This is a genomic window from Pseudomonas sp. C1C7 (assembly GCF_013359595.1).
In the GTDB taxonomy this organism is placed as follows: domain Bacteria; phylum Pseudomonadota; class Gammaproteobacteria; order Pseudomonadales; family Pseudomonadaceae; genus Aquipseudomonas.
The window spans coordinates 296,257-320,652 of record NZ_JABFMP010000003.1 but is presented as its reverse complement, the minus strand read 5'-3'; the positions used below and the strand labels follow the sequence as shown (position 1 = coordinate 320,652).

Genomic DNA, 24,396 nt, shown 5'->3' with positions numbered 1-24,396 from the left:
GCCCTTTGTATCCGGAATTACGAACATTAGCTGTTAATTCTTTGCGCATCGTGCGTGAAAGTAACAAAACCGGCAAATATGAATCGCGTTATGCGTCACAAGTCGGAGAGAGCAGCACAATTCTCCGAGCCTGTTAAAATGCCGGCCCATTTCGTGACCGACCCCTGAATTTAGCTATGTCCCGACTCAATCCCCGGCAGCAAGAGGCCGTGAACTACGTCGGCGGCCCTCTTTTGGTGCTCGCCGGTGCCGGCTCCGGCAAGACCAGCGTGATCACTCGCAAGATCGCGCACCTGATCCAGAACTGCGGCATCCGCGCCCAGTACATCGTCGCCATGACCTTCACCAACAAGGCCGCGCGCGAGATGAAGGAACGGGTCGGGACCCTGCTGCGCGCCGGCGAAGGCCGGGGCCTGACGGTTTGTACCTTTCACAACCTGGGCCTGAACATCATCCGCAAGGAGCATGAACGGCTGGGCTACAAACCCGGTTTCTCGATTTTCGACGAGACCGACGTCAAGTCCCTGATGACCGACATCATGCAGAAGGAATATTCGGGCGACGACGGCGTCGACGAGATCAAGAACATGATCGGCGCCTGGAAGAACGACCTGATCCTGCCGGCCCAGGCCCTGGAAAACGCGCGCAATCCCAAAGAACAGACCGCCGCCATCGTCTACACCCACTATCAGCGCACGCTCAAGGCGTTCAACGCGGTGGATTTCGACGACCTGATCCTGCTGCCGGTGAAGCTGTTCGAAGATCACGCAGACATTCTGGAAAAGTGGCAGAACAAGGTGCGCTACCTGCTGGTGGACGAATACCAGGACACCAACGCCAGCCAGTACCTGCTGGTGAAGATGCTCATTGGCAAGCGCAACCAGTTCACGGTGGTGGGCGACGACGACCAGTCGATCTACGCCTGGCGCGGCGCGCGCCCGGAAAACCTGATGCTGCTCAAGGAAGACTATCCGTCGCTGAAAGTGGTAATGCTGGAGCAGAACTATCGCTCCACCAGCCGCATCCTGCGCTGCGCGAACGTGCTGATCTCCAACAACCCCCACGAATTCGAAAAGCAGCTGTGGAGTGAAATGGGCCACGGCGACGAGATCCGCGTGATCCGCTGCCGCAACGAAGACGCCGAAGCCGAGCGCGTGGCCATGGAAATCCTCAGCCTGCACTTGCGCACCGACCGGCCCTACAGCGATTTCGCGATCCTCTATCGCGGCAACTACCAGGCCAAGCTGATCGAACTGAAGTTGCAGCACCATCAGGTACCGTATCGCCTGTCCGGCGGCAGCAGCTTCTTCGGCCGCCAGGAAGTGAAGGACCTGATGGCCTACTTCCGCCTGATCGTGAACCCGGACGACGACAACGCCTTCCTGCGGGTGATCAACGTGCCGCGCCGGGAAATCGGTTCGACCACCCTGGAAAAGCTCGGCAACTACGCCACCGAACGCAAGATCTCGATGTACGCCGCCACCGATGAGATCGGCCTGGGCGAGCATCTGGACAGCCGTTTCACCGATCGCCTGTCGCGCTTCAAGCGCTTCATGGACCGGGTGCGCGAACAATGCGCCGGCGAAGACCCGATCTCGGCGCTGCGCAGCATGGTCATGGACATCGACTACGAGAACTGGCTGCGCACCAACAGTTCCAGCGACAAGGCCGCGGACTACCGGATGAGCAACGTCTGGTTTTTGATCGAAGCCTTGAAGAACACCCTGGAAAAGGACGAAGACGGCGAAATGACCGTCGAGGACGCCATCGGCAAACTGGTCCTGCGCGACATGCTCGAACGCCAGCAGGAAGAGGAAGACGGTGCCGAAGGCGTGCAGATGATGACCTTGCATGCGTCCAAGGGCCTGGAATTCCCCTACGTGTTCATCATGGGCATGGAAGAGGAGATCCTCCCGCACCGCTCCAGCATCGAAGCCGACACCATCGAAGAGGAACGCCGCCTGGCCTACGTGGGCATCACCCGCGCCCGCCAGACCCTGGCCTTCACCTTTGCCGCCAAGCGCAAGCAATACGGGGAGATCATCGATTGCGCGCCCAGCCGCTTCCTCGATGAGCTGCCACCGGACGACCTGGCCTGGGAAGGCAACGACGACACCCCGACCGAAGTCAAAGCCGTTCGGGGCAATAACGCATTGGCAGATATACGCGCGATGTTAAAGCGCTAGAATTGACCACTTTTACATTGACCTTCGGCGCCGACGGCGCCAATTGAGGACAGCTTCATGGAAGCCCTGCACAAAAAAATCCGCGAAGAAGGCATCGTGCTTTCCGACCAGGTCCTGAAAGTCGACGCCTTTCTGAACCACCAGATCGACCCGGCCCTGATGAAGCAGATCGGCGACGAATTCGCCGCGCTGTTCAAGGATTCGGGCATCACCAAGATCGTCACCATCGAAGCCTCGGGCATCGCCCCTGCGATCATGACCGGCCTGAACCTGGGCGTACCGGTGATTTTCGCCCGCAAGCACCAGTCCCTGACCCTGACCGAAAACCTGCTGTCGGCGACCGTGTACTCGTTCACCAAGCAGACCGAAAGCACCGTGGCGATCTCCCCGCGCCACCTGACCAGCAGCGACCGCGTGCTGATCATCGATGACTTTCTGGCCAACGGTAAGGCGTCCCAGGCGCTGATTTCGATCATCAAGCAGGCTGGCGCTACCGTGGCGGGCCTGGGGATCGTGATCGAGAAGTCGTTCCAGGGCGGGCGTGCCGAGCTGGATTCGCAGGGTTATCGTGTTGAGTCGCTGGCTCGGGTAAAGTCGTTGGCGGGTGGTGTAGTCACTTTTATCGAGTGACCTGAAACCTGTGGGAGCGGGCTTGCTCGCGAATGCGGTGGGTCAGTCAATATTGATGTCGACTGACACTCCGCTTTCGCGAGCAAGCCCGCTCCCACAGTTGTTTTGTGTAGGTCGCTAAATGGCGGTGGCCTTGAGGCCTGTGAGCAGCAGCCGCTGAAACAGGTCCTCCTTCAGCCCATCGGGCTTGGTCAGTTGCATTCTTTCCAGGTGCTCCGCAAACGCTTGCGGCGCAGGCGCATCCAGCGCCGCCTTGCCCAACTCCAGCACCTCGCTGAGCTTGAATTTGCTCTTCAACCAGTTCAGCGCCCGCAACAGATCCCGCTCCACCTCGGTGAAATCGCACCCCAGCGGATACTCCGGAAACAGATGCCCATGCCGCGCCTGAATCTTGTGCAAGCGCTGCGGATGGTTGTCGGTGAATCGTGGATCGAGGCGGAAATCCTTTGGCAATTTGCCGACCTTCTGCGCCTGCTCAATCAGCCCCGGCTGAAACCGTGAGTCGCTGATGTTCAGCAGCGCCTCGATCACTGCCGCATCGGTCTTGCCGCGCAGATCGGCGATGCCGTACTCGGTGACCACGATATCCCGCAGATGCCGCGGAATCGTGCAGTGGCCGTACTCCCAGACGATGTTGGAGCTGACCACCCCACCGGACTCCCGCCAGCTGCGCAACAGCAATACCGAGCGCGCCCCGTCCAGCGCGTGCCCCTGCACCACGAAGTTGTATTGCCCGCCGACGCCGCTGAGCACGCGCCCGTCTTCCAGCTGATCCGCCACACCGGCGCCGAGCAGGGTCATGGTGAAGGCGGTATTGATGAACCGCGCATCGAGGCGCTGCAAGCGCTTGAGCTCTTCCTGGCCATACAGCTCGTTGATGTAGCTGATGCGGGTCATGTTGAATTCGAGCCGCTTGCTGTGCGGCAAGTCGCGCAGCCGCTCGTAGAAACTGCGCGGGCCGAGGAAGAAGCCGCCGTGCACCGAGATGCCATCGGTTTGCGTCGTTTCATCCAGGGTGCCGGCATTCGCTTGCTGCTGCGTCGGCACATCCGGGTAGACCTTGCGCCGCACGATGCCGGCATCGGCCAGCACCAGCAGACCGTTGACGAACATTTCGCTGCAACCGTAGAGGCCCCGGGCGAAGGGTTCGAGGCCGCCTTCGCGTTCGATCAGTTGCGCCCACGGGCTCAGGTTCACTTCCGCCAGCAAACCCTTGTAGCCGTCGTTATCGGCCTGGCGCGCCAGCAACGCCGCCGTCAGCGCATCGCCCATGGAACCGATGCCGATCTGCAGGGTGCCGCCATCGCGTACCAGCGTACTGGCGTGCAGGCCGATGAAATGGTCCTGGAAACCCACCGGCATGTTCGGCGTGGAAAACAGCGTGGTGTTGTCCTTCTCGTCGATCAGCAGGTCGAAGGTGTCGATGCTTACCTCGGCGTCGCCCGTCATGTAGGGCAAGTCCTCGTGCACCTGGCCGAGCATCAGGATCGTCTCCCCGGCGGCGCGGCGCTTGGCGATCATCGGCAACAGGTCGAGGGTGATGTCCGGGTTGCAGCTCAGGCTCAAGCAATCGGGATGCTCGGCATCGCTGGCGACCAGTTGCGCCACCAGGTTCAACCCGGCGGCATTGATGTCCCGCGCGGCGTGGCTGTAATTGCTGCTGACATAGTCCTGCTGGGCCGGCGCGCTGTTGAGCAGGCTGCCCGGCTGAAGGAAGAATTGCTGGATGTGGATATTGCCCGGCAGGCTGTCGCGCTGCAGGTCGGCAAGGAACGCCAGCTCCGGATAATCACCGAAGACCCGCTCAAGGAAGGGTTGGAGAAAGCGCTTCTGCAAGCCATCGCCCAAGGCCGGGCGGCCCAGACACAGCGCGGTATAGATCGTCAGCTGTCGCTGCGGCATCTGCGCGACTCGCCGATACAGCGCGTTGACGAAAGGGTTGGGCTTGCCCAGGCCAAGAGGCAGCCCCATGTGGATATGCGCCGGCAAGCGCGCCAACACCTCATCGACCGCCTGCTCGATAGAACACAGCTGCACCATCGGAAACTCCCTTGCATTCCATGACGTGGGGTTGGACCGAGATTGGCGGGGGTTTGTTTCGAACGACAAGGGATAGCCGTTAAAAATCAGGCAAAAAATCAGTTTGAATAAATAATTCACTCTGCAAACAAACACGCCTCTTAAAAATATTTACATAAATAACAATCAGTTATAAAAAGCCACGAATTCTCCTACAAAACTGTTAATCCACTCCCACAAATAATTGCACGTTTTCATCCAATTTTTTAGGAAGTCGTCCTATTGAATTCTCAATTGCTAAAACTACGATGTGTCATACAACGAATAACACGCAATGAAATTTCAATAAAAGGAAAATGCTATGGCAAAAATCAGAGGCGATTTATGCCCGCTACCAATATAACAAGACCACACTCCTACTTGGCTTCTGGCCAGAAGCGATAATTGCCTTCTGCACCGTATTGGTAATAATAGTAGCCGTAAATTTTTCGACAGAGCTTTTCGGCGTTCAACTAATTGCGTATTTAGGCTATATCGGTATATTTTCGATGGCGAGCTCAAATTCGGTAAAAATATCGCTATCCTTAATTGGGGTAAATATATCTGTTAAACGAATTTTTGAAGGGAGCAAATAGTGAACAACCTATTTCTTCAAGAAATACGCTTAAAAAAAGAAAGCTCTCCGCCAAAGTTTATTCAAGAGCTATTCCCTCTCCACCTTAAAAACAATATCACAATTATAATTGGCGAAAATGGGTGTGGAAAATCTACTTTATTAGAAGCCCTCGCAGTTAAGCTTGGCTGCAATGCTGAAGGCGGCGGAAAAAATTTTAATTTTCAGACCGAGAATACCCATTCAACGTTGTATACCTGCCTACAGCTTTCAAAAGGCTACTTGAAAGAGAAGGATATTTTTTTCTACCGAGCGGAGACTTTCTATAACTTTAACTCTGCAATCAGAGAGCTCGATAAGGAACCAAGCTTCGACCCAGAAATTAAATCTTATTACGGAGGGAGGGATTTGCACTGCATGTCTCATGGCGAGGCAATGGAGGCCCTATTTCAAAACAGATTCAAGGCAAATGGACTCTACATTCTTGACGAGCCTGAGGCCTCCTTGTCGCCGTTGAGACAACTTGTCTTTATTAAGCGAATACTTGAATTAGCGCAGAAAGGAGCGCAATTTATCATTGCTACTCACTCACCGCTCATCATGTCGATACCGGGCTGCGAGCTATTACAAATATCCGATGGTCGCTTTGAACAAGTGTTTCCTGAAAATACTGAAGCCTATGCTATCTATAAAGCTGTACTCACTTCATCTGGCGAGTACATCAAGACACTCGTTGAAGAGTAGAACTTCAACTCAGTAGAAAAGCCGCTCGTAAGCGGCTTTTCCGGTGCGAAGGGCGGGCTTATTTCAGGCCGGACATCTTCTGGATGGCGCCCTTGAGCTCTTCATCGGAGCAGTCGGCGCAAGTGCCTTTAGGCGGCATCGAGTTGATACCGGTAATGGCCTTGGCCAGGATGCCGTCGAGACCGCCCTGGTGATCGGCACGTTCTTTCCAGGCTGCGGCATCACCGATTTTCGGAGCACCCAGCAGGCCGGTACCGTGGCAAGCGTTGCAATGCTTGGCAATCACTTCGTCCGGCGTCTTCGCGGCACCGCCACTTGCTGCGGCAGCCACTTCCATCCCCTTGCATTCCTTGCCCTGAACACACACCTGGCCGACTGGCTCAAGGCGCTTGGCAATATCGTCATTCGTCGCAGCTTGAGCGCTGACAGCCCAGAGGGCCAGTACGGTTGCTGGTGCAGCCAGCATTTTCATAATTAGGTTCACGCGTTCACCCTCAATGGTGGCTAGTCACGCCTACGGCCACGGTTCGCAGGCGGGCGCAAGTATAGCGGTTAGCCCGCGACACTGAAACAACCCCAAAGTCGAAGGGGTCTTGTTGCGCAACGGTTAAACGACTCGGGTGCCTCGGCCGTGCTGGCAGGGCGCCTCTTTCCTTAAAAATTCGCGGGTGTAGCTGCGCTGATTAGTCGCGCCGGCGCATCGAACGGATTACGGAAACGATGCGGCTTGGTACTTTCAAAGTAGTAGCTATCGCCGGCTTCGAGCACAAAAGTTTCAAGCCCGACGACTAATTCGAGCCGGCCTTCGAGCAAAATGCCGGTTTCCTCGCCCTCGTGGGTGAGCATCTCTTCACCGGTGTCGGCGCCAGGCGGGTAGACCTCGTTGAGGAACGCGATAGCGCGGCTCGGGTGGCCCCGGCCGACCAGTTTCATGGTCACGGCACCATCGGAGATGTCGAGCAGCTCGTTGGCCTTGTAGACGATCTGGGTGGGTGTTTCCTGGAGGATTTCTTCGGAAAAGAACTCGACCATGGACATGGGAATCCCGCCCAGCACCTTTCTCAGCGAACTGATCGAGGGGCTGACGCTGTTCTTTTCGATCATCGAAATGGTGCTGTTGGTCACACCCGCGCGTTTGGCGAGCTCACGCTGGGAAAGCCCTTTGAGCTTTCGGATCGATTGCAGTCGTTCACCGACGTCCAAAGCTTGCGCCTCCAGGAGTCAAGGTTGTTGAAATATTGATCGTTATCATGGCGACAGCGTTCAGTATTTACAACACCTCGACCTGAATCCCGTTCGGCCGGATGACTTGCGGCGTGTGCGACCTGGCGTCAGCTCCCGGAATAGAGCATTGGCACGCGGCGCAGGTTGCAGAAGATCTGGTAGGGAATGGTGCCGGCGGCGATCGCGACGTCACTGGCGAGGATGTTCTTGCCCCACAACTCGACGGTGGAACCCAGCCCGGCCTGCGGAATATCGGTCAGGTCGACACACAGCATGTCCATCGACACCCGGCCGATCAGCTGGCTGCGCTGCCCGGCCACCAGCACCGGCGTGCCGGTCGGGGCCAGACGCGGGTAACCGTCGGCATACCCCATGGCCACCACACCGACGCGCATCGGCTTGGGCGTGATGAAGCGGGCGCCGTAGCCAATCGGCTCGCCGGCCGGCAGCTCACGCACGCTGATCACTTTCGATTCCAGGGTCATCACCGGTTGCAGGCGCGAAGCCACGGCGTTGGCCTCTTCGAACGGGGTCGCGCCGTAGAGCATGATGCCCGGACGCACCCAGTCGCTCGGGATCTGCGGCCAACCCAGCACCGCCGGCGAGTTGCGCAAGCTGACTTCGGCCGACAGACCCTGGCGCGCCGCCTCGAACACCGCGACCTGCTCGGTGCTGGCCTCGCTGTTCAATTCGTCGGCACGGGCGAAGTGGCTCATCAAGACGATCTTCGCCACTTTGCCGCTGGCCAGCAGGCGCTGATAGGCCGTCTGATAGTCCTTCGGATGCAGGCCTACACGGTGCATGCCCGAATCGAGCTTGAGCCAGACCACAATCGGTTTGCTCAGTGCGGCCTTCTCGATCGCTTCGAGCTGCCACAGCGAATGCACCACACACCAGAAATCATGCTCGACGATCAGCGACAGCTCATCGGCTTCGAAGAAACCTTCCAGCAGCAACACCGGCGCACGAATGCCGGCAGCACGCAGCTCCAGGGCCTCTTCGATGCAGGCCACGGCAAAACCGTCGGCCTCGGCTTCAAGCGCCTGGGCGCAGCGCACCGCGCCATGACCATAGGCATCGGCCTTGATCACCGCGAGGGCGCGGGCCCCCGTGACTTCACGGGCGATCTGGTAGTTGTGACGCAGGGCTTGAAGGTCGATCAGGGCACGGGCAGGACGCATGGCGGCAGACTTCTGGTCGGTCGTTGGGAAGAAAAACCGGCGCTGGCTGAGGGCGTGTAAACCGCCAGTAGCGCCGGGAGAGGGATTTTGCAGTCCGGTTCAAGCAAGCGCTATCACCAGCAGCACCTGATCACTGGTGAGCAGGCGCCGGGCTTACGTGTTTCGCCGATTCCTGTTGCTTGTTGCCATAACGGGAAATATCCAGGCCTTCGGCGCTGATCTGCGGCTTTTTCTTCGCCATCAGGTCCGCCAGCAGGCGACCCGAACCACAGGCCATGGTCCAGCCGAGGGTGCCGTGACCGGTGTTCAGGAACAGGTTCTTGAACGCGGTGCCGCCGACAATCGGGGTGCCGTCCGGGGTGGTCGGACGCAGGCCGGTCCAGAAGCTGGCTTCGGCCAGGTTGCCACCCTGCGGATACAGATCGTTGACGATCATCTCCAGGGTTTCGCGGCGACGCGGGTTCAGCGACAGGTCGAAACCAGCGATTTCCGCCATGCCGCCAACGCGGATGCGGTTGTCGAAACGGGTGATCGCGACCTTGTAGGTCTCGTCCAGAATGGTCGAAGTCGGGGCCATCGCCGGGTTGGTGATCGGCACGGTCATGGAGTAACCCTTGAGCGGGTACACCGGTGCCTTGATGCCCAGCGGCTTGAGCAGTTGCGGCGAGTAGCTGCCCAGGGCCAGCACGTAGCGGTCGGCGGTTTCCAGCTTGCCGTCGATCCACACACCGTTGATGCGATCGCCGGCGAAGTCCAGGCGCTGAATGTCCTGGCCAAAACGGAATTCCACGCCCAGCTTCGCAGCCATGTCGGCGAGCTTGGTGGTGAACATCTGGCAGTCGCCGGTCTGGTCGTTCGGCAGACGCAGGGCACCGGAGAGGATATCGGTGACGCTGGCCAGGGCCGGTTCGACGCGGGCAATGCCTTCGCGGTCGAGCAGTTCGAACGGTACGCCGGACTCTTTGAGCACGGCGATGTCTTTCGCGGCGCCATCCAGTTGAGCCTGGGTGCGGAACAGCTGGGTGGTGCCCAGGCTGCGGCCTTCGTATTCGATGCCGGTTTCAGCGCGCAGTTCGTCGAGGCAGTCACGGCTGTACTCGGACAGACGGACCATGCGCTCCTTGTTCACCGCATAACGGCTCGCGGTGCAGTTGCGCAGCATCTGGGCCATCCACAGGTACTGGTCGATGTCGCCAGTGGCCTTGATCGCCAGCGGTGCGTGGCGCTGCAGCAGCCACTTGATGGCCTTGAGCGGCACGCCTGGCGCGGCCCACGGCGAGGCATAACCGGGCGAAACCTGGCCGGCGTTGGCGAAACTGGTCTCCATGGCAGCAGCCGGCTGCCGGTCGACCACCACCACTTCAAACCCGGCACGGGCCAGATAATAAGCACTGGTGGTGCCGATGACGCCGCTACCCAAGACCATAACGCGCATTTTCATATCCTCATCGCGGCTGACCGCTGACGTGTGTAGTACAGAGCTTTAGATGTGCGCAGTGTAAGAAAGATTCCTCAGTGATTTTCACTATATAAACGCCTATATTTGGCGACAATTCTCGGCAAAAACCCTTTTCACGGAGGCGCATCCCCTATGCGTACCAACACTCAGACCAAGCGGGAACTGGACAAGATCGACCGCGCCATTCTGCGGATCCTGCAAGCGGACGGGCGCATTTCCTTCACCGAGCTTGGGGAAAAGGTCGGGCTGTCGACCACGCCCTGCACCGAGCGGGTACGGCGCCTGGAGCGCGAAGGGATCATCATGGGCTACAACGCGCGGCTCAATCCGCAGCACCTCAAGGGCAGCCTGCTGGTGTTCGTGGAGATCAGCCTGGACTACAAGTCCGGCGATACGTTCGAGGAGTTCCGGCGCGCGGTGCTCAAATTGCCCCATGTGCTGGAGTGCCATCTGGTGTCGGGGGATTTCGACTACCTGGTGAAGGCGCGGATTTCCGAGATGGCGTCTTATCGCAAGCTGCTGGGGGACATCCTGCTCAAGCTGCCCCATGTGCGCGAATCCAAGAGCTATATCGTGATGGAAGAGGTAAAGGAGAGTTTGAGCTTGCCGATTCCGGATTGAAGATCAAAAGATCGCAGCCTTCGGCAGCTCCTACATTGGAATGCGTACCCTGTAGGAGCTGCCGAAGGCTGCGATCTTTTAGACCAGCACCTGCCGATTCGAGGCCATGTACTCGAATATCTGCTTTTCCACCCGCGGATGAATCAGCTCCACCGGCCGCCGCCCATTGGGGCAAGGCAAGGTCCGGGTGGTGCCGAACAGCCGGCAGATCAGTGGCCGCTCCTCATACACCGTGCAACCGTTCGGCCCCAGGTGCACACAGTTGAGCTCTTCCATCGCCGCATCCTGCTCGGCCCGGGTCTTGCGCGGCAGGCGCGACATTTCTTCCGGCGAGGTGGTCACCGGGCCGCAGCAGTCGTGGCAGCCGGGTACGCACTCGAACGAGGGAATCTGTTGGCGCAGGGTGCGGATTTTCTGACTGTTGCAGCTCATGGCAAGGAGAACCGATTTCGAAATACGCCATGATTTTGCGGGAAATGCAGCCATCCAGACAGTGGCAACCGACCGATGTTGCCCGCTCTGGAGGTCAGGCTTATGCTCCGCCCCCTCATAGACATAAAAATCAGGATGAAGCGCATGAATGCCCGCGCCCCGCACGTTGCTTCCTACTATGCCGCCAGCAGCTTGCAGCAGCTCGATCACCCCGCGCTCAAGGGGGATTTGGTGGCTGATGTGTGCGTGGTCGGCGGCGGGTTCTCGGGGCTGAATACGGCGCTGGAACTGGTAGAACGCGGGCTCAGCGTGGTGCTGCTCGAAGCCCGCAGGATCGGCTGGGGCGCCAGCGGCCGCAACGGCGGGCAACTGATTCGCGGGGTCGGCCACGGCCTTGATCAGTTCGCCAACATCATCGGCACCGACGGGGTGCGCCAGATGAAGCTGATGGGCCTGGAAGCGGTGGAGATCGTCCGGCGACGAATCGAGCGCTTTCAGATTCCCTGCGACCTCACCTGGGGCTACTGCGACCTGGCCAACAAACCCCGCGACCTGGAAGGCTTCGCCGAAGACGCCGAAGAACTGCGCAGCTTGGGTTATCGCCATGAAACGCGCCTGCTGCAACCTCACGAAATGCATACGGTGGTCGGTTCCGATCGGTATGTCGGAGGTCTGATCGACATGGGCTCCGGTCACCTGCACCCGTTGAATCTGGCGCTGGGTGAAGCCGCCGCCGCGAAATTGTCCGGCGTGAAGCTGTTCGAACACTCGGCGGTCACCCGTATCGACTACGGCCCTGAAGTGCGGGTACATGCCGCTCAAGGTTCGGTACGCGCCAAAACCCTGGTGTTGGGCTGCAACGCCTACCTCAATGATCTGAATCCGGAGCTGAGCGGCAAGGTCCTGCCCGCCGGCAGCTACATCATCGCCACCGAGCCGTTGAGCGAGGAACTGGCGCATTCGCTGCTGCCACAGAACATGGCGGTCTGCGATCAACGGGTGGCGCTGGACTACTACCGGCTCTCGGCGGACCGTCGCTTGCTGTTCGGCGGTGCCTGCCACTATTCGGGTCGCGATCCGAAGGACATCGCGGCCTACATGCGACCGAAGATGCTGGAGGTGTTCCCGCAGCTGGGTGACGTGCGAATCGATTACCAATGGGGCGGGATGATCGGCATCGGCGCCAACCGCCTGCCGCAGATCGGCCGGCTCAAGGACCATCCCAACGTGTATTACGCCCAGGCCTATTCAGGTCACGGGGTGAATGCCACGCACCTGGCGGGCCAGTTGCTGGCCGAGGCCATCAGCGGACAGCACAGCGGCGGGTTCGATCTGTTTGCCAAGGTGCCGCACATCACCTTCCCGGGGGGCAAGCATTTGCGTTCGCCGTTGTTGGCGTTGGGGATGTTGTGGCATCGGCTTAAAGAGTTGGTCTGAAAATTTGGCGGTGAACATTCGGGCCTCTTCGCGGGCAAGCCTCGCTCCTACAGGGTTCACGCCAGAACGTTGCAGGAGCGAGGCTTGCTCGCGAAGAGGCCCGAAAGACCAGCACAGAAATCAAACTCTCCAGAACGGCTTGAGCCCCTCTTCCCGCGCCTGCTCACGGGTCAACCCGATGTCCTTGAGCTGCTCCGGCGTCAGCGCCAACAATGCCTTGCGCGTGTGCAGGCGCTGCCAGAACAGGTCCCAGCGACTCAGGTCGCAGCGCACATTGCGCATCACCGCATGGCGCGCATTGCCCTCCTGCCCGATCTCCAGTTCCTGACTGCGTAACGTCAGCCGCACATCGCTCAAACCGTTCATCTTGAATGCTCCTGTTTACTTGGGTAGCCAGAGGTTTCATGATGCGCGGACGGCGAAAAGCATTACAGATCCAACGAAACTGTATTATTTCCATACAGATTTGCCGCCACAGGCTCTGAATCCTGATTTTTCGCCCCATCTGTACTGGTTAACCGAATCACCTCTATCGAGACTGCGCCATGACTCTCTACGTCAACCTCGCCGAACTGCTCGGCACGCGTATCGAACAGGGCTTCTATCGCCCCGGTGACCGGCTGCCGTCGGTGCGGGCGTTGAGCGTGGAGCACGGGGTCAGCCTGAGCACGGTGCAGCAGGCCTACCGCATGCTGGAAGACAGCGGGCTGGCCACGCCGAAACCAAAATCGGGCTATTTCGTGCCGGTCAGTCGCGAGTTGCCGGAGCTGCCGGCGGTGGGTCGCCCCGCCCAGCGGCCTGTGGATATCTCCCAGTGGGATCAGGTGCTGGAGCTGATCCGCGCGGTGCCACGCAAGGATGTGGTGCAGCTTGGCCGCGGCATGCCGGACATCACCACCCCGACCCTCAAGCCCCTGCTGCGCGGGCTGGCGCAACTGAGCCGCCGCCAGGACATGCCCGGCCTGTATTACGACAATATCCACGGCCACCTCGAACTGCGCGAACAGATTGCCCGCCTGATGCTCGATTCCGGCTGCCAGCTAGGCCCCGGCGACCTGGTGGTGACCACCGGTTGCCACGAAGCGCTGTCCACCAGCATCCGCGCCATCTGCGAACCGGGAGACATCGTGGCAGTGGACTCCCCCAGCTTTCACGGCGCCATGCAGACCCTCAAGGGCCTGGGCATGAAGGCCCTGGAAATCCCCACCGACCCACTCACCGGGATAAGCATCGATGCGCTGGAACTGGCCTTGGAGCAGTGGCCGATCAAGGCCATACAGTTGACCCCCAACTGCAACAACCCGCTGGGCTACATCATGCCGGAGTCGCGCAAACGCGCGTTGTTGACGCTCGCACAGCGTTTTGACGTGGCGATCATCGAGGACGATGTGTATGGCGAACTGTCCTACACCTATCCGCGCCCGCGGACGATCAAATCCTTCGACGAGGACGGTCGCGTCCTGCTGTGCAGTTCATTTTCCAAGACCCTGGCCCCCGGCCTGCGTATCGGCTGGGTAGCGCCTGGCCGCTATCTGGAACGGGTGCTGCACATGAAGTACATCAGCACCGGCTCCACTGCGCCGCAGCCGCAGATCGCCATCGCCGAATTCATCAAGAGCGGCCACTTCGAACCGCATTTGCGGCGGATGCGCACGCAATATCAGCGCAATCGCGACATGATGATCGATTGGGTCACCCGCTACTTCCCCGCTGGCACCCGGGCAAGCCGTCCGCAAGGCAGCTTCATGCTCTGGGTTGAGCTGCCGGAAGGCTTCGACACCCTGAAACTGAATCGTGACCTGCACGATCAGGGCGTACAGATTGCCGTCGGCAGCATCTTTTCCGCCTCGGGCAAATACCGCAATTGCCTGCGCATGAACTACGCTGCCAAACCAACGGCACAGATCGAAGAAGCCGTGCGCAAGGTCGGTGCCGCGGCGATCAAACTGCTGGCTGAAACCGACGAGCTGACCGACTGACCTTTCTGCGGATACCAACGTCCATATGCCAACAGCGACCGCCAATCGGAACGATCCCACGTGATAGTCAGACAGTCCCTGCTTGCTCTGGTGTTACTTGCTTCGATCATCGGCGGCTGTGCCAGCTACGGCGTGCAGCGCGAACCGAGCCAGGCGCTGCCGGCGAGCGCTTCGGCCTTTGGCCGCTCGGTCCAGGCCCAGGCCGCGACCCACGAAGGCAAATCCGGCTTTCGGCTGCTGTCCGACAGCACTGAAGCCTTCACCGCCCGCGCCGAGCTGATCCGCAACGCCCAGGGCAGCCTCGATTTGCAGTACTACATCGTCCATGACGGCATCAGCACGCGCATGCTGGTGGAGGAACTGCTCAAGGCCGCCGACCGCGGCGTGCGCATCCGCATCCTGCTCGACGACACCACCAGCGATGGCCAGGACGTCACGATCGCTACCCTGGCGGCCCACCCGCAGATCCAGATTCGCGTGTTCAACCCCTTGCACCTCGGGCGCAGCACGGGCCTGACGCGCACCACAGGCAGACTGTTCAACCTGTCGCAGCAGCACCGGCGCATGCACAACAAGCTGTGGCTGGCCGACAACAGCATGGCCATCGTCGGCGGTCGCAATCTGGGGGACGAGTATTTCGATGCCGAGCCCAATCTGAACTTCACCGACATCGACATCCTGGGCGTCGGCCCGGTGGCCGAGCAGTTGGGCCACAGCTTCGACCAGTACTGGAACAGCGCCCTGAGCAAGCCGATCGATGCGTTCGTCTCCAGCAAACCGACCGCCAAGGACCTGCAAGACTTCCGCACCCGCCTGGAACAGTCCCTGGAAGAATCGCGCAAGCAGAACCACGCGCTCTATCAGCAACTGATGGCGTTCGCCACCGAGCCGCGCCTGGACATCTGGCGCAATGAACTGATCTGGGCCTGGAACCAGGCATTGTGGGACGCGCCGAGCAAGGTGCTGGCCAAGGATGAGCCGGACCCGCAACTGCTGCTGACTACCCAGCTGGCGCCGGAGCTCAATGGGGTCAGCAAGGAGCTGATCATGGTGTCGGCCTATTTCGTACCCGGCCAGCCGGGCCTGGTGTATCTGACGGGACGCGCCGATGCCGGGGTGTCGGTGCGATTGCTGACCAATGCGCTGGAAGCCACGGACGTGCCGGCGGTGCATGGCGGCTATGCGCCTTATCGCAAGGCGTTGCTGGAGCACGGTGTGCAGCTTTTCGAACTGCGCCGACAGCCCGGGGATGAGGGTGGTAGCGGACCTCGGCTATTTTCCACCAAGTCCTACGGCGATTCCGACTCGAGCCTGCACAGCAAGGCGATCGTCTTCGATCAGCAGAAAGCCTTTATCGGCTCGTTCAACTTCGACCCGCGCTCGGTGCTGTGGAACACCGAAGTCGGCGTGCTGGTGGACAGCCCGGAACTCGCGGCCCGCGTGCGCGAACTGGCGCTACAGGGCATGGCGCCGGCCTTGAGTTATCAGGTGAAACTGGAGAATGGCCAGCTGGCCTGGGTGACCGAAGACGACGGCAAGATGCACACCCTGACCAAGGAGCCTGGCAGCTGGTGGCGGCGCTTCAATGCCTGGTTCAGCAATACCGTGGGGCTTGAACGGATGCTTTGAAAAGATCGCAGCCTTCGGCAGCTCCTACAGGGGATTTCGTGCATACCTGCAGGAGCCACCGAAGGCTGCGATCTTTTGCTCTTACGCCGGCTGCACCGACCCGAACGCGCCCTGCCGCGACACCAGAATCACCAACCCGAACGCCCCCGCCGCCATCAGCAACGGCAACGCATGCCCGCTGATCCACTGGCTGCCCGCCCCGGCAATCAACGGCCCCAGCAGACAGCCTATTCCCCACAACTGCGCAATGTGCGCATTGGCCCGAACCAGCGCGTCGTCGCGATAACGCTCGCCGATCAGGATCAGTGACAAGGTGAACAGACCGCCAGCACTGGCGCCAAACAGCACCCACAACGGCCAGATCAGCAGGGTGTCGAGCAGCAGCGGGATGGCCAGGCTCGATATCAACAGAACGACTGCGCAGCCTGTGAACAGGGAGCGCCGCGACATGCGATCCGCCAGGGCGCCGATGGGCAGTTGCAGTAGGGCATCCCCCACCACCACGGTGCTGACCATCGCCAGGGCGATTTGCGTGGTAAAGCCTTGCTGCAGGCAATACACCGGCAACAAGGTCAGGATCATCGCTTCGAAGGCGGCGAACAGCGACACCGCCCAGCCGATCGCCGGCAGACCGCGGCAGAAGCTGAACAAATCCCCAAAGGTCACGCTGCAGGCTTCGCTGCTGGGCGCGCCGCTGCGCCCGAGCAACAGGAACGGCGACGCCACCAGCAGACCGACGCCTACCCAGAATCCGTAATCATGTTCGGTGCCCAGCACGCCCAGCAGAATCGGTCCGGCCAACTGGCTGAGCGCGTAGCTGCTGCCGTACAGCGCCACCAGTCGCCCGCGCCATTGCTCGACCACCAGCTGGTTGATCCAGCTCTCGCCGAGGATGAACACCAGGGTCAGGACCACGCCGATCATCAGGCGCAGGGTCAGCCACACCGGATAGCTCGGCAACAGCGCCAGCAAACCGATGGACAGCGCCCCGCCCCACAGACACAGGCGCATCAGGTTGGCCGTGCCGAAGCGCGCCGCCAGGTGACTGGAAATCTTCGCGCCCAGCAGCACGCCGATGGCTGGCATCGCCGCCATCACGCCGATTGCAAACGAGCCATAGCCCCAGCTTTCCAGGCGAAACGACACCAGCGGCATGCTGACGCCCAGGGCCAGGCCGACACTCAAGACAGACGCCAACACGGCGAAATACGTCGCCCAACGCATGTTCCACGCTCCTGTGGATAATTATTTTCAGACTACGCATAACAAATGTGGGAGCAACCCTGTGGCGAGGGGCTTGCCCCCTCGCCACAAAGTCGCTCCCACAGGGGATTTGCGTTGAGCCCTGGCATCGCCAGGGCTCGCTTCACATTACAACTTGATCCAGGTCGCCTTCAGCTCAGTGTACTTGTCGAACGCGTGCAGCGACTTGTCGCGACCGTTGCCGGACTGCTTGAAGCCACCGAACGGTGCAGTCATGTCGCCGCCGTCGTACTGGTTGACCCAGACGCTACCGGCACGCAGGGCACGGGCGGTGAGGTGGGCCTTGGAGATGTCGGCGGTCCACACCGCAGCGGCCAAGCCGTACGGGGTGTCGTTGGCGATGGCCACGGCTTCTTCGGCGTTGTCGAAGGTCAGGACCGACAGCACCGGGCCGAAGATCTCTTCCTGGGCGATCTTCATCGCGTTGCTCACGCCGTCGAAAATCGTCGGCTCGACGTAGGTGCCACCGGACTCCTGCAAGGTCCGCTTGCCACCGGCCACCAGCTTGGCGCCGTCGGCGTGACCGGACTCGATGTAGGACAGTACGGTGTTCATCTGCTGGGTATCCACCAGCGCACCGACGTTGGTCGCCGGATCCAGCGGGTTGCCCGGTTTCCAGGTTTTCAGCGCCTCGATCACCAGCGGCAGGAATTTGTCCTTGATGGAACGCTCCACCAGCAGACGCGAGCCCGCGGTGCAAACCTCGCCCTGGTTGAACGCGATCGCACCCGCTGCAGCTTCGGCCGCCGCCTGCAGGTCCGGAGCATCGGCGAACACGATGTTCGGGCTCTTGCCGCCGGCTTCCAGCCAGATGCGCTTCATGTTCGACTCGCCAGCGTAGATCATCAGTTGCTTGGCGATCTTGGTCGAACCGGTGAACACCAGGGTGTCGACGTCATTGTGCAGGCCCAGGGCCTTGCCGACGGTGTGGCCGTAGCCTGGCAGCACGTTCAGCACGCCTTTTGGAATGCCGGCCTCGACGGCCAGTGCCGCAATGCGGATGGCGGTCAGCGGGGATTTTTCCGAAGGCTTCAGGATCACCGAGTTACCGGTCGACAGCGCAGGGCCCAGTTTCCAGCAGGCCATCATCAGCGGGAAGTTCCACGGCACGATGGCCGCGACCACGCCCACTGGTTCACGGGTCACCAGACCCAACTGATCGTGCGGAGTGGCCGCCACTTCGTCGTAGATCTTGTCGATGGCTTCGCCGCTCCAGCTCAGGGCTTGCGCCGCGCCGGGAACGTCGATGTAAAGGGAATCGCTGATCGGCTTGCCCATGTCCAGGGTTTCAAGCAGGGCCAGTTCCTCGGCGTGCTTCTTCAGCAGGCCGGCGAAACGGATCATGGTGGCTTTGCGCTTGGTCGGCGCCAGGCGCGACCAGACGCCGGAATTGAAGGTGGCGCGAGCGTTTTCCACAGCGCGCTGGGCGTCGGCGGCGTCACAGCTGGCAATCTTGCCCAGCAGACGGCCATCGACCGGGCTGATGCACTCGAACGTCTCGCCGGAAACGGCATCGGTGTACTCGCCATTGAGGTAAGCGCGGCCTTCGATCTTCAGGTCGCGAGCCTTTTGTTCCCAGTCGGCACGAGTCAGGGTGGTCATACGAGTGTCCTCCTCTTGTTGAATACGACACCCGCGTTCTTCGCGGGCGCTGTCAGGAATTCCGCCCGGCCAGCCGGTCTTTCGGCCAAGGGCATCCGTCACCCTAAACCAGCGGCAGGTAAAGTTTCAATATATTTGACATAAGGCCGGCAAACGGCCTTGCGACGTTCAATTTAATAAACATAGACTCTCGCTCTATCTACCACTCGCGTCGCACTCACGGGGGAATACAACAATGAGCATCCAGAACATCGTCGACTTCAGCCAGGCCACCACCGCCGCCGAACGCTATCGCCCGGACCCGGCGAAAGTGCTCAAGGGCGATCCCGAGCAAGCGGTGTACAACCACTACAACAGCCCTTGCGGCCAGTTGAACGCAGGGGTGTGGGAAGGCGCCGTCGGCCACTGGACGGTGAACTTCACCGAACACGAGTACTGCGAGATCCTGCAGGGCGTTTCCGTATTGCGCGATCTGGATGGCAATGCCAAGACCCTGCGGGTGGGCGATCGCTTCGTCATCCCGGCCGGTTTCCGGGGCACCTGGGAAGTGCTGGAGCCTTGCCGCAAGGTTTATGTGGCGTTTGAGCAGAAGGCCTGAGGATTTTTTGCTGTTTGGGCTGATGTCTTCGCGAGCAAGCCCGCTCTCACACGGGTTCCGTGCTCGACAAAATCCAATGCGGGAGCGGGCTTGCTCGCGAAGAGGCCAAGACAGGCAACACAAAAACCAAGGCAACAAAAAAGGCCCGTATCTCGCGATACGGGCCTTTTTCGTAAGGGGGAAAAATCAATTACTTGATTTTGCCTTCCTTGTAGATCACGTGCTTGCGAACAACCGGATCATATTTCTTGATCTCGATTTTGTCCGGAGTAGTGCGCTTGTTCTTGTCGGTAGTGTAGAAGTGACCAGTACCGGCGCTCGAAATCAAACGAATCAATTCACGCATGATTAGCTCCCTTAAACCTTGCCATCGCGACGAAGTTCGGCCAGCACGACACTGATGCCGCGCTTGTCGATGATACGCATGCCTTTGGCAGATACGCGCAGACGCACGAAACGTTTCTCTTCTTCAACCCAGAAGCGGTGATGCTGCAGGTTCGGCAGGAAACGACGACGGGTTTTGTTGTTTGCGTGGGAAATGTTGTTCCCGGTTACCGGACCCTTACCGGTAACTTGACATACTCTAGACATGCCTCAGCCCTCTAAAACCACATGCCCAACCCGGCATGGGTTGGCCGCTTAATCTCTAGTCATTGTGGCGCCAGGCGCCGCGATTCTTTAGAGGTCTTACCGGCTACACCTACAGTGAAGGAACCGGGCCCCTAGAAAAGAGCGCTGCTTTATACCAGAAAGACTAGGGAGCAACAACATTCGCTGTGCATTGAATGGACAAAAAGCCCTTTTTTTACGCTCCAGGCGCTTTGGATAAAGGCTATGGGCGATTTCGACCACTCGTCGCAGAAAATCCGCCCGGCCGGCCAAAGCCAGGGATTTCTGTCCGCGCACGGAAAAATCCGCCGGCTATAGTCCACGCAAAATGAAAAAGGGGATAGTCATTTGCAAGGCAGCCCACTAGGGTAAGCCTTTTCCAGACTGCACTTGCAGATGGGCCTTCGATCTGTAAAGGAATCCGACCATGCGCCTCGCTGCTCTACCCCTGTTGCTCGCCCCCCTTCTGCTCAGCCCCCTGGCTCAGGCAGCGGCCCTGAGTGTCTGCACCGAGGCCAGTCCGGAAGGATTCGACGTGGTGCAGTACAACTCGCTGACCACCACCAACGCCTCTGCCGATGTATTGATGAACCGCCTGGTGGATTTCGACACCGCCAGCGGCAAGGTGGTCCCGAGCCTGGCCGACAGCTGGGAAGTCAGCCCCGACGGCCTGACCTATGTGTTCAAGCTGCACCCGCAGGTGAAATTCCACCGCACCGACTATTTCACTCCGACCCGCGAACTGACCGCCGAAGACGTGAAATTCAGCTTCGACCGCATGCTCGATCCAGCCAACCCGTGGCACAAGGTTGCCCAGAGCGGCTTCCCCCACGCGCAATCGATGCAATTGCCCGCGCTGATCAAGAAAATCGACGCCCTCGACCCGTTGACCGTGCGCTTCACCCTGGATCACGCCGATTCGACCTTCCTGCCGACCCTGAGCATGGGCTTCGCCTCGATCTATTCGGCCGAGTACGCCGACAAACTGTTGAAGGCCGGCGCGACAGAGAAGCTCAACAGTCAGCCAATCGGCACCGGGCCGTTCGTGTTCACGCGTTTCCAGAAGGACGCCTCGGTACGCTACAAGGCCAACCCGGACTACTTCCACGGCAAGCCGTCAGTGGACCCATTGATCTTCGCCATTACCCCGGACGCCAACGTTCGCCTGCAGAAATTGCGTCGCAACGAGTGCCAGATCGCCCTGTCGCCCAAACCGCTGGACGTACAGGCCGCGCTGAAAGAGCCGACACTGAAAGTCGAAAAGACGGACGCCTTCATGACCGCGTTCGTCGGCATCAACAGCCAGCACCCTCCGCTGGACAAACCCGAAGTTCGCCAGGCCATCAACCTCGCCTTCGACAAGGCCAACTACGTCAAAGCCGTGTTCGAAGACACCGCCGAGCCCGCCAACGGCCCTTACCCGCCTAATACTTGGAGCTACGCCAAAAACCTGCCCGGTTACCCACACGACGTGGCGAAAGCCAAGGCATTGATGGCCAAGGCCGGGCTGAAGGACGGCTTCCAGACCACCATTTGGACGCGTCCGTCGGGCAGCTTGCTGAACCCTAATCCGAGCCTTGGCGCGCAACTGTTGCAGTCGGATCTCGCTGAAATCGGCATTCAGGCCGAGATTCGCGTGATCGAATGGGGCGAGCTGATTCGCCGGGCCAAGGCCGGTGAACATGATTTGCTGTTCATGGGCTGGGCCGGCGATAACGGCGACCCGGACAACTTCCTCACACCGCAGTTTTCCTGCGCCGCGGTGAAGTCCGGAACCAACTTCGCCCGCTACTGCAACCAGGATCTGGACAAGCTGATCAGTGCCGGCAAGACCACCGGCGAGCAAGGTGTGCGGACCAAGCTCTACGAACAGGCACAGGCACAGATCCAGCAACAGGCGTTATGGCTGCCCCTGGCCCATCCGACGGCTTTCGCCCTGTCGCGCAAGGATGTCGAGGGTTATTCGGTCAGCCCGTTCGGTCGGCAGGATTACTCGAAAGTGAACATCAAGTAATAGCGCCGCCACAAAACCTGTGGGGGCGTGCTTGCCCGCGATTAGGCCGGCACATTCAACAACAATGCTGAATGTACTGACGTCATCGCGGGCAAGCCCGCTCCCACAGGGTTCTGCATTCCCCTGCCAGACCTACATCCAGCCGTACTCCGCCATCGACAGCGGATCGCCATCCCCGATGATGAAATGATCAAGCACTCGCACATCAATCAGCTCAAGCGCCTTTTGCAATCGCTTGGTCAGCAATCGATCGGCCTGACTGGGGGTGGAGTTGCCCGACGGGTGGTTGTGACACAGGATGATGGCGGCTGCGTTGTGCGCCAATGCGCGCTTGACCACCTCTCGCGGATGAACACTGGTGTTGTCGATGGAGCCACGAAACAGGGCTTCGAAAGTCAGCACATGATGCTTGGAGTCCAGAAAAAGGCAGCCGAACACCTCGTGAGGCTCGTGGCGCAGCATCGACTTCAGGTATTCACGAACGGCGTGCGGATTTTCCAGCGTAGTTTTTTGACGTGCACGCTCAGCCAAGTGGCGCCGACTCATTTCCTGTGCGGCCTGCAACTGGGCGAACTTTGCCGGCCCAAGCCCCAAGTGCGTACTGAAGGCCGCCTGATCAGCCTCCAGCAGGGCGCGCAGGCTGCCGAACTCAATCAATAGGTATCGCGCCAGATCAACCGCGCTTTTGCCGCAGACACCGGTCCGTAAAAAAATCGCCAGCAATTCAGCGTCCGAAAGGCTTCCCGCCCCTTGCTCCAGCAACCTTTCCCGCGGTCGCTCCGCCGCCGGCCAATCGCGAATACTCATAGCACCTCCCTGTCTGTGGGCGCCGCTGTTCCATAGCGGTCGCTGTGATATCGTAGCCCATCTTTTTTGCGGGCGAATTCACCCTGGGGAGGGGGTTTCGCTACGTTTGTCACCAACGAATTGAAAGGCAGGCCTATGCAGCGGCTGTATCGTAAACGCATTGTTCTGGGCGTCGGCGGCGGCATTGCCGCCTACAAGAGCGCCGACCTGGTTCGCCGCCTGATGGACCAGGGCGCGGAAGTGCGCGTGGTCATGACCCGTGGCGGAGCCGAGTTCATCACCCCGCTGACCATGCAGGCCCTGTCCGGGCACCCTGTGCACCTGGACCTGCTGGACCCGGCTGCGGAAGCGGCGATGGGGCACATCGAGCTGGCCAAGTGGGCCGATCTGGTGCTGATCGCTCCGGCCACCGCCGACCTGATTGCCCGCCTGGCCCAAGGCATTGCCGACGACCTGTTGACCACCCTGGTGCTGGCCACCGACGCCGTGGTCGCGGTTGCCCCGGCGATGAACCAGGCCATGTGGCGCGACCCGGCCACCCAGGCCAACCTGCAAACCCTTGAAAGCCGTGACCTGAAGGTCTTCGGCCCGGCGTCCGGCAGCCAGGCCTGCGGCGATGTCGGCCTGGGCCGCATGCTCGAGGCCACCGACCTGGCCCAGCTCGCCGCCGATTGCTTCAAGCGCCAGGCGCTGACCGGCAAACACGTGCTGATCACCGCCGGCCCGACCCAGGAAAACATCGACCCGGTGCGCTACATCACCAACCACAGCTCCGGAAAAATGGGCTTTGCCCTGGCCGAAGCCGCGGTGGAAGCCGGCGCCCGCGTGACCCTGATCACCGGCCCCGTGCACCTGCCGACCCCGGATCGCGTCACCCGTATCGACGTGGTCAGCGCCCGGGACATGCTCGCCGCCTGCGAAGCCGCGATCCCTTGCGATCTGTTCATCGCCTCGGCAGCGGTTGCGGATTACCGTCCGGAAGTCATCGCGCCACAGAAACTCAAGAAAGATCCTACGAACGGCGACGGCCTGTTACTACAAATGGTCCGTAACCCGGACATCCTGGCCAGCATCGCCACCCGTCCCGACCGTCCATTCAGTGTCGGATTCGCCGCCGAAACCGAACACCTGCTCGACTACGCTGCCCGCAAGTTGAAAGACAAGAATCTCGATCTGATCGTCGCCAACGACGTCGCCAACCCGAGCATCGGTTTCAACAGCGAAGAGAACGCCTGCAGCGTGATCGACCGCGACCTCCATGCCACACTTTTCGCCCAGACCAGCAAGAGCAAGATTGCTCGCCAGCTGATCACCTTCATCGCTGAACGACTGAACCAGGTTTAATTTAC

22 protein-coding genes are annotated in these 24,396 nt (G+C 60.2%); 10 read left to right on the top strand and 12 right to left on the bottom strand.

All coding sequences use genetic code 11. From position 1 onward, the window contains the following. The first annotated feature begins 176 nt into the window (after positions 1–176). Both rep and HNO86_RS04540 read left to right on the top strand, forming a co-directional pair. Positions 177–2,186, top strand: a complete 2,010-nt coding sequence (gene rep, locus HNO86_RS04545; protein ID WP_175375829.1) for a DNA helicase Rep — start codon at positions 177–179, stop codon at positions 2,184–2,186. Between the two features lie 57 nt (positions 2,187–2,243). After that, on the top strand, positions 2,244–2,816 hold the full coding sequence (locus HNO86_RS04540) for a xanthine phosphoribosyltransferase (RefSeq protein WP_110965510.1): 573 nt from the start codon (positions 2,244–2,246) through the stop codon (positions 2,814–2,816). 117 nt (positions 2,817–2,933) lie between these two features. On the opposite strand, the gene HNO86_RS04535 is transcribed toward HNO86_RS04540, so the two are convergent. After that, the gene (locus HNO86_RS04535) at positions 2,934–4,856 is read right to left on the bottom strand and encodes an acetyl-CoA hydrolase/transferase family protein (RefSeq protein ID WP_175375828.1); all 1,923 of its coding nucleotides are present in this window, start codon (positions 4,854–4,856) and stop codon (positions 2,934–2,936) included. A 613-nt stretch (positions 4,857–5,469) separates the two neighbouring features. On the opposite strand from HNO86_RS04535, the gene HNO86_RS04530 reads away from it, so the two are divergent. Further along, positions 5,470–6,192, top strand: coding sequence for an AAA family ATPase (locus HNO86_RS04530; RefSeq protein ID WP_175375827.1), 723 nt, complete (start codon positions 5,470–5,472; stop codon positions 6,190–6,192). A gap of 58 nt (positions 6,193–6,250) precedes the next feature. Here HNO86_RS04530 and HNO86_RS04525 read toward each other — a convergent pair whose 3' ends face one another. The 4 genes from HNO86_RS04525 to dadA all read right to left on the bottom strand — a co-directional run bounded on the left by HNO86_RS04525 (position 6,251) and on the right by dadA (position 10,032). Continuing rightward, positions 6,251–6,664, bottom strand: a complete 414-nt coding sequence (locus HNO86_RS04525; protein WP_175375840.1) for a cytochrome c5 family protein — start codon at positions 6,662–6,664, stop codon at positions 6,251–6,253. Between the two features lie 182 nt (positions 6,665–6,846). Further along, entirely contained in the window at positions 6,847–7,395 is a 549-nt protein-coding gene (locus HNO86_RS04520) for a cupin domain-containing protein (RefSeq protein ID WP_175375826.1), read from the bottom strand. A 128-nt stretch (positions 7,396–7,523) separates the two neighbouring features. Continuing rightward, complete coding sequence (gene alr, locus HNO86_RS04515; RefSeq protein WP_175375825.1) at positions 7,524–8,597, bottom strand: alanine racemase; 1,074 nt, start codon at positions 8,595–8,597, stop codon at positions 7,524–7,526. A 130-nt stretch (positions 8,598–8,727) separates the two neighbouring features. Further along, on the bottom strand, positions 8,728–10,032 hold the full coding sequence (dadA, locus tag HNO86_RS04510; protein WP_175375824.1) for a D-amino acid dehydrogenase: 1,305 nt from the start codon (positions 10,030–10,032) through the stop codon (positions 8,728–8,730). A gap of 156 nt (positions 10,033–10,188) precedes the next feature. Here dadA and HNO86_RS04505 point away from each other — a divergent pair, with 156 nt between their 5' ends. Further along, complete coding sequence (locus HNO86_RS04505; protein ID WP_077044780.1) at positions 10,189–10,677, top strand: Lrp/AsnC ligand binding domain-containing protein; 489 nt, start codon at positions 10,189–10,191, stop codon at positions 10,675–10,677. Positions 10,678–10,755: 78 nt separating this feature from the next. On the opposite strand, the gene HNO86_RS04500 is transcribed toward HNO86_RS04505, so the two are convergent. Then, positions 10,756–11,109, bottom strand: a complete 354-nt coding sequence (locus HNO86_RS04500) for a YkgJ family cysteine cluster protein (protein ID WP_175375823.1) — start codon at positions 11,107–11,109, stop codon at positions 10,756–10,758. Positions 11,110–11,253: 144 nt separating this feature from the next. Here HNO86_RS04500 and HNO86_RS04495 point away from each other — a divergent pair, with 144 nt between their 5' ends. Further along, positions 11,254–12,546 carry an FAD-binding oxidoreductase gene (locus HNO86_RS04495; protein ID WP_175375822.1) on the top strand — a complete coding sequence of 431 codons (1,293 nt, stop codon included), beginning with the start codon at positions 11,254–11,256 and terminating at the stop codon, positions 12,544–12,546. A 120-nt stretch (positions 12,547–12,666) separates the two neighbouring features. On the opposite strand, the gene HNO86_RS04490 is transcribed toward HNO86_RS04495, so the two are convergent. Next, the gene (locus tag HNO86_RS04490) at positions 12,667–12,912 is read right to left on the bottom strand and encodes a DUF1127 domain-containing protein (protein ID WP_175375821.1); all 246 of its coding nucleotides are present in this window, start codon (positions 12,910–12,912) and stop codon (positions 12,667–12,669) included. A 179-nt stretch (positions 12,913–13,091) separates the two neighbouring features. Here HNO86_RS04490 and HNO86_RS04485 point away from each other — a divergent pair, with 179 nt between their 5' ends. Further along, positions 13,092–14,525, top strand: coding sequence for a PLP-dependent aminotransferase family protein (locus HNO86_RS04485; RefSeq protein ID WP_175375820.1), 1,434 nt, complete (start codon positions 13,092–13,094; stop codon positions 14,523–14,525). Between the two features lie 60 nt (positions 14,526–14,585). Further along, positions 14,586–16,154 (top strand): phospholipase D-like domain-containing protein, encoded by a 1,569-nt coding sequence (locus HNO86_RS04480; RefSeq protein ID WP_175375819.1) that lies wholly within the window; start codon positions 14,586–14,588, stop codon positions 16,152–16,154. Positions 16,155–16,235: 81 nt separating this feature from the next. Here HNO86_RS04480 and HNO86_RS04475 read toward each other — a convergent pair whose 3' ends face one another. Together HNO86_RS04475 and HNO86_RS04470 are read right to left on the bottom strand one after the other, a co-directional pair. Continuing rightward, entirely contained in the window at positions 16,236–17,378 is a 1,143-nt protein-coding gene (locus HNO86_RS04475; RefSeq protein ID WP_175375818.1) for an MFS transporter, read from the bottom strand. Positions 17,379–17,525: 147 nt separating this feature from the next. Next, the gene (locus HNO86_RS04470) at positions 17,526–19,019 is read right to left on the bottom strand and encodes an aldehyde dehydrogenase (protein WP_175375817.1); all 1,494 of its coding nucleotides are present in this window, start codon (positions 19,017–19,019) and stop codon (positions 17,526–17,528) included. Between the two features lie 235 nt (positions 19,020–19,254). Between HNO86_RS04470 and HNO86_RS04465 the strand changes: the two genes are divergently transcribed. Further along, positions 19,255–19,617, top strand: a complete 363-nt coding sequence (locus tag HNO86_RS04465; protein ID WP_175375816.1) for a cupin domain-containing protein — start codon at positions 19,255–19,257, stop codon at positions 19,615–19,617. 190 nt (positions 19,618–19,807) lie between these two features. Here the strand turns inward: HNO86_RS04465 and rpmG are convergent, their stop codons facing one another. Then, positions 19,808–19,963, bottom strand: coding sequence for a 50S ribosomal protein L33 (rpmG, locus tag HNO86_RS04460; protein WP_003177274.1), 156 nt, complete (start codon positions 19,961–19,963; stop codon positions 19,808–19,810). Positions 19,964–19,974: 11 nt separating this feature from the next. Beyond that, positions 19,975–20,208: a 50S ribosomal protein L28 gene (rpmB, locus tag HNO86_RS04455; RefSeq protein ID WP_003177273.1), complete on the bottom strand. Its 234-nt coding sequence runs from the start codon at positions 20,206–20,208 to the stop codon at positions 19,975–19,977. A 445-nt stretch (positions 20,209–20,653) separates the two neighbouring features. Here rpmB and HNO86_RS04450 point away from each other — a divergent pair, with 445 nt between their 5' ends. Further along, complete coding sequence (locus HNO86_RS04450) at positions 20,654–22,240, top strand: ABC transporter substrate-binding protein (RefSeq protein ID WP_175375815.1); 1,587 nt, start codon at positions 20,654–20,656, stop codon at positions 22,238–22,240. A 132-nt stretch (positions 22,241–22,372) separates the two neighbouring features. Here HNO86_RS04450 and radC read toward each other — a convergent pair whose 3' ends face one another. Next, complete coding sequence (radC, locus tag HNO86_RS04445) at positions 22,373–23,047, bottom strand: DNA repair protein RadC (RefSeq protein WP_175375814.1); 675 nt, start codon at positions 23,045–23,047, stop codon at positions 22,373–22,375. A gap of 135 nt (positions 23,048–23,182) precedes the next feature. On the opposite strand from radC, the gene coaBC reads away from it, so the two are divergent. Further along, positions 23,183–24,391: a bifunctional phosphopantothenoylcysteine decarboxylase/phosphopantothenate--cysteine ligase CoaBC gene (coaBC, locus tag HNO86_RS04440; protein WP_175375813.1), complete on the top strand. Its 1,209-nt coding sequence runs from the start codon at positions 23,183–23,185 to the stop codon at positions 24,389–24,391. Positions 24,392–24,396: the final 5 nt, after the last annotated feature.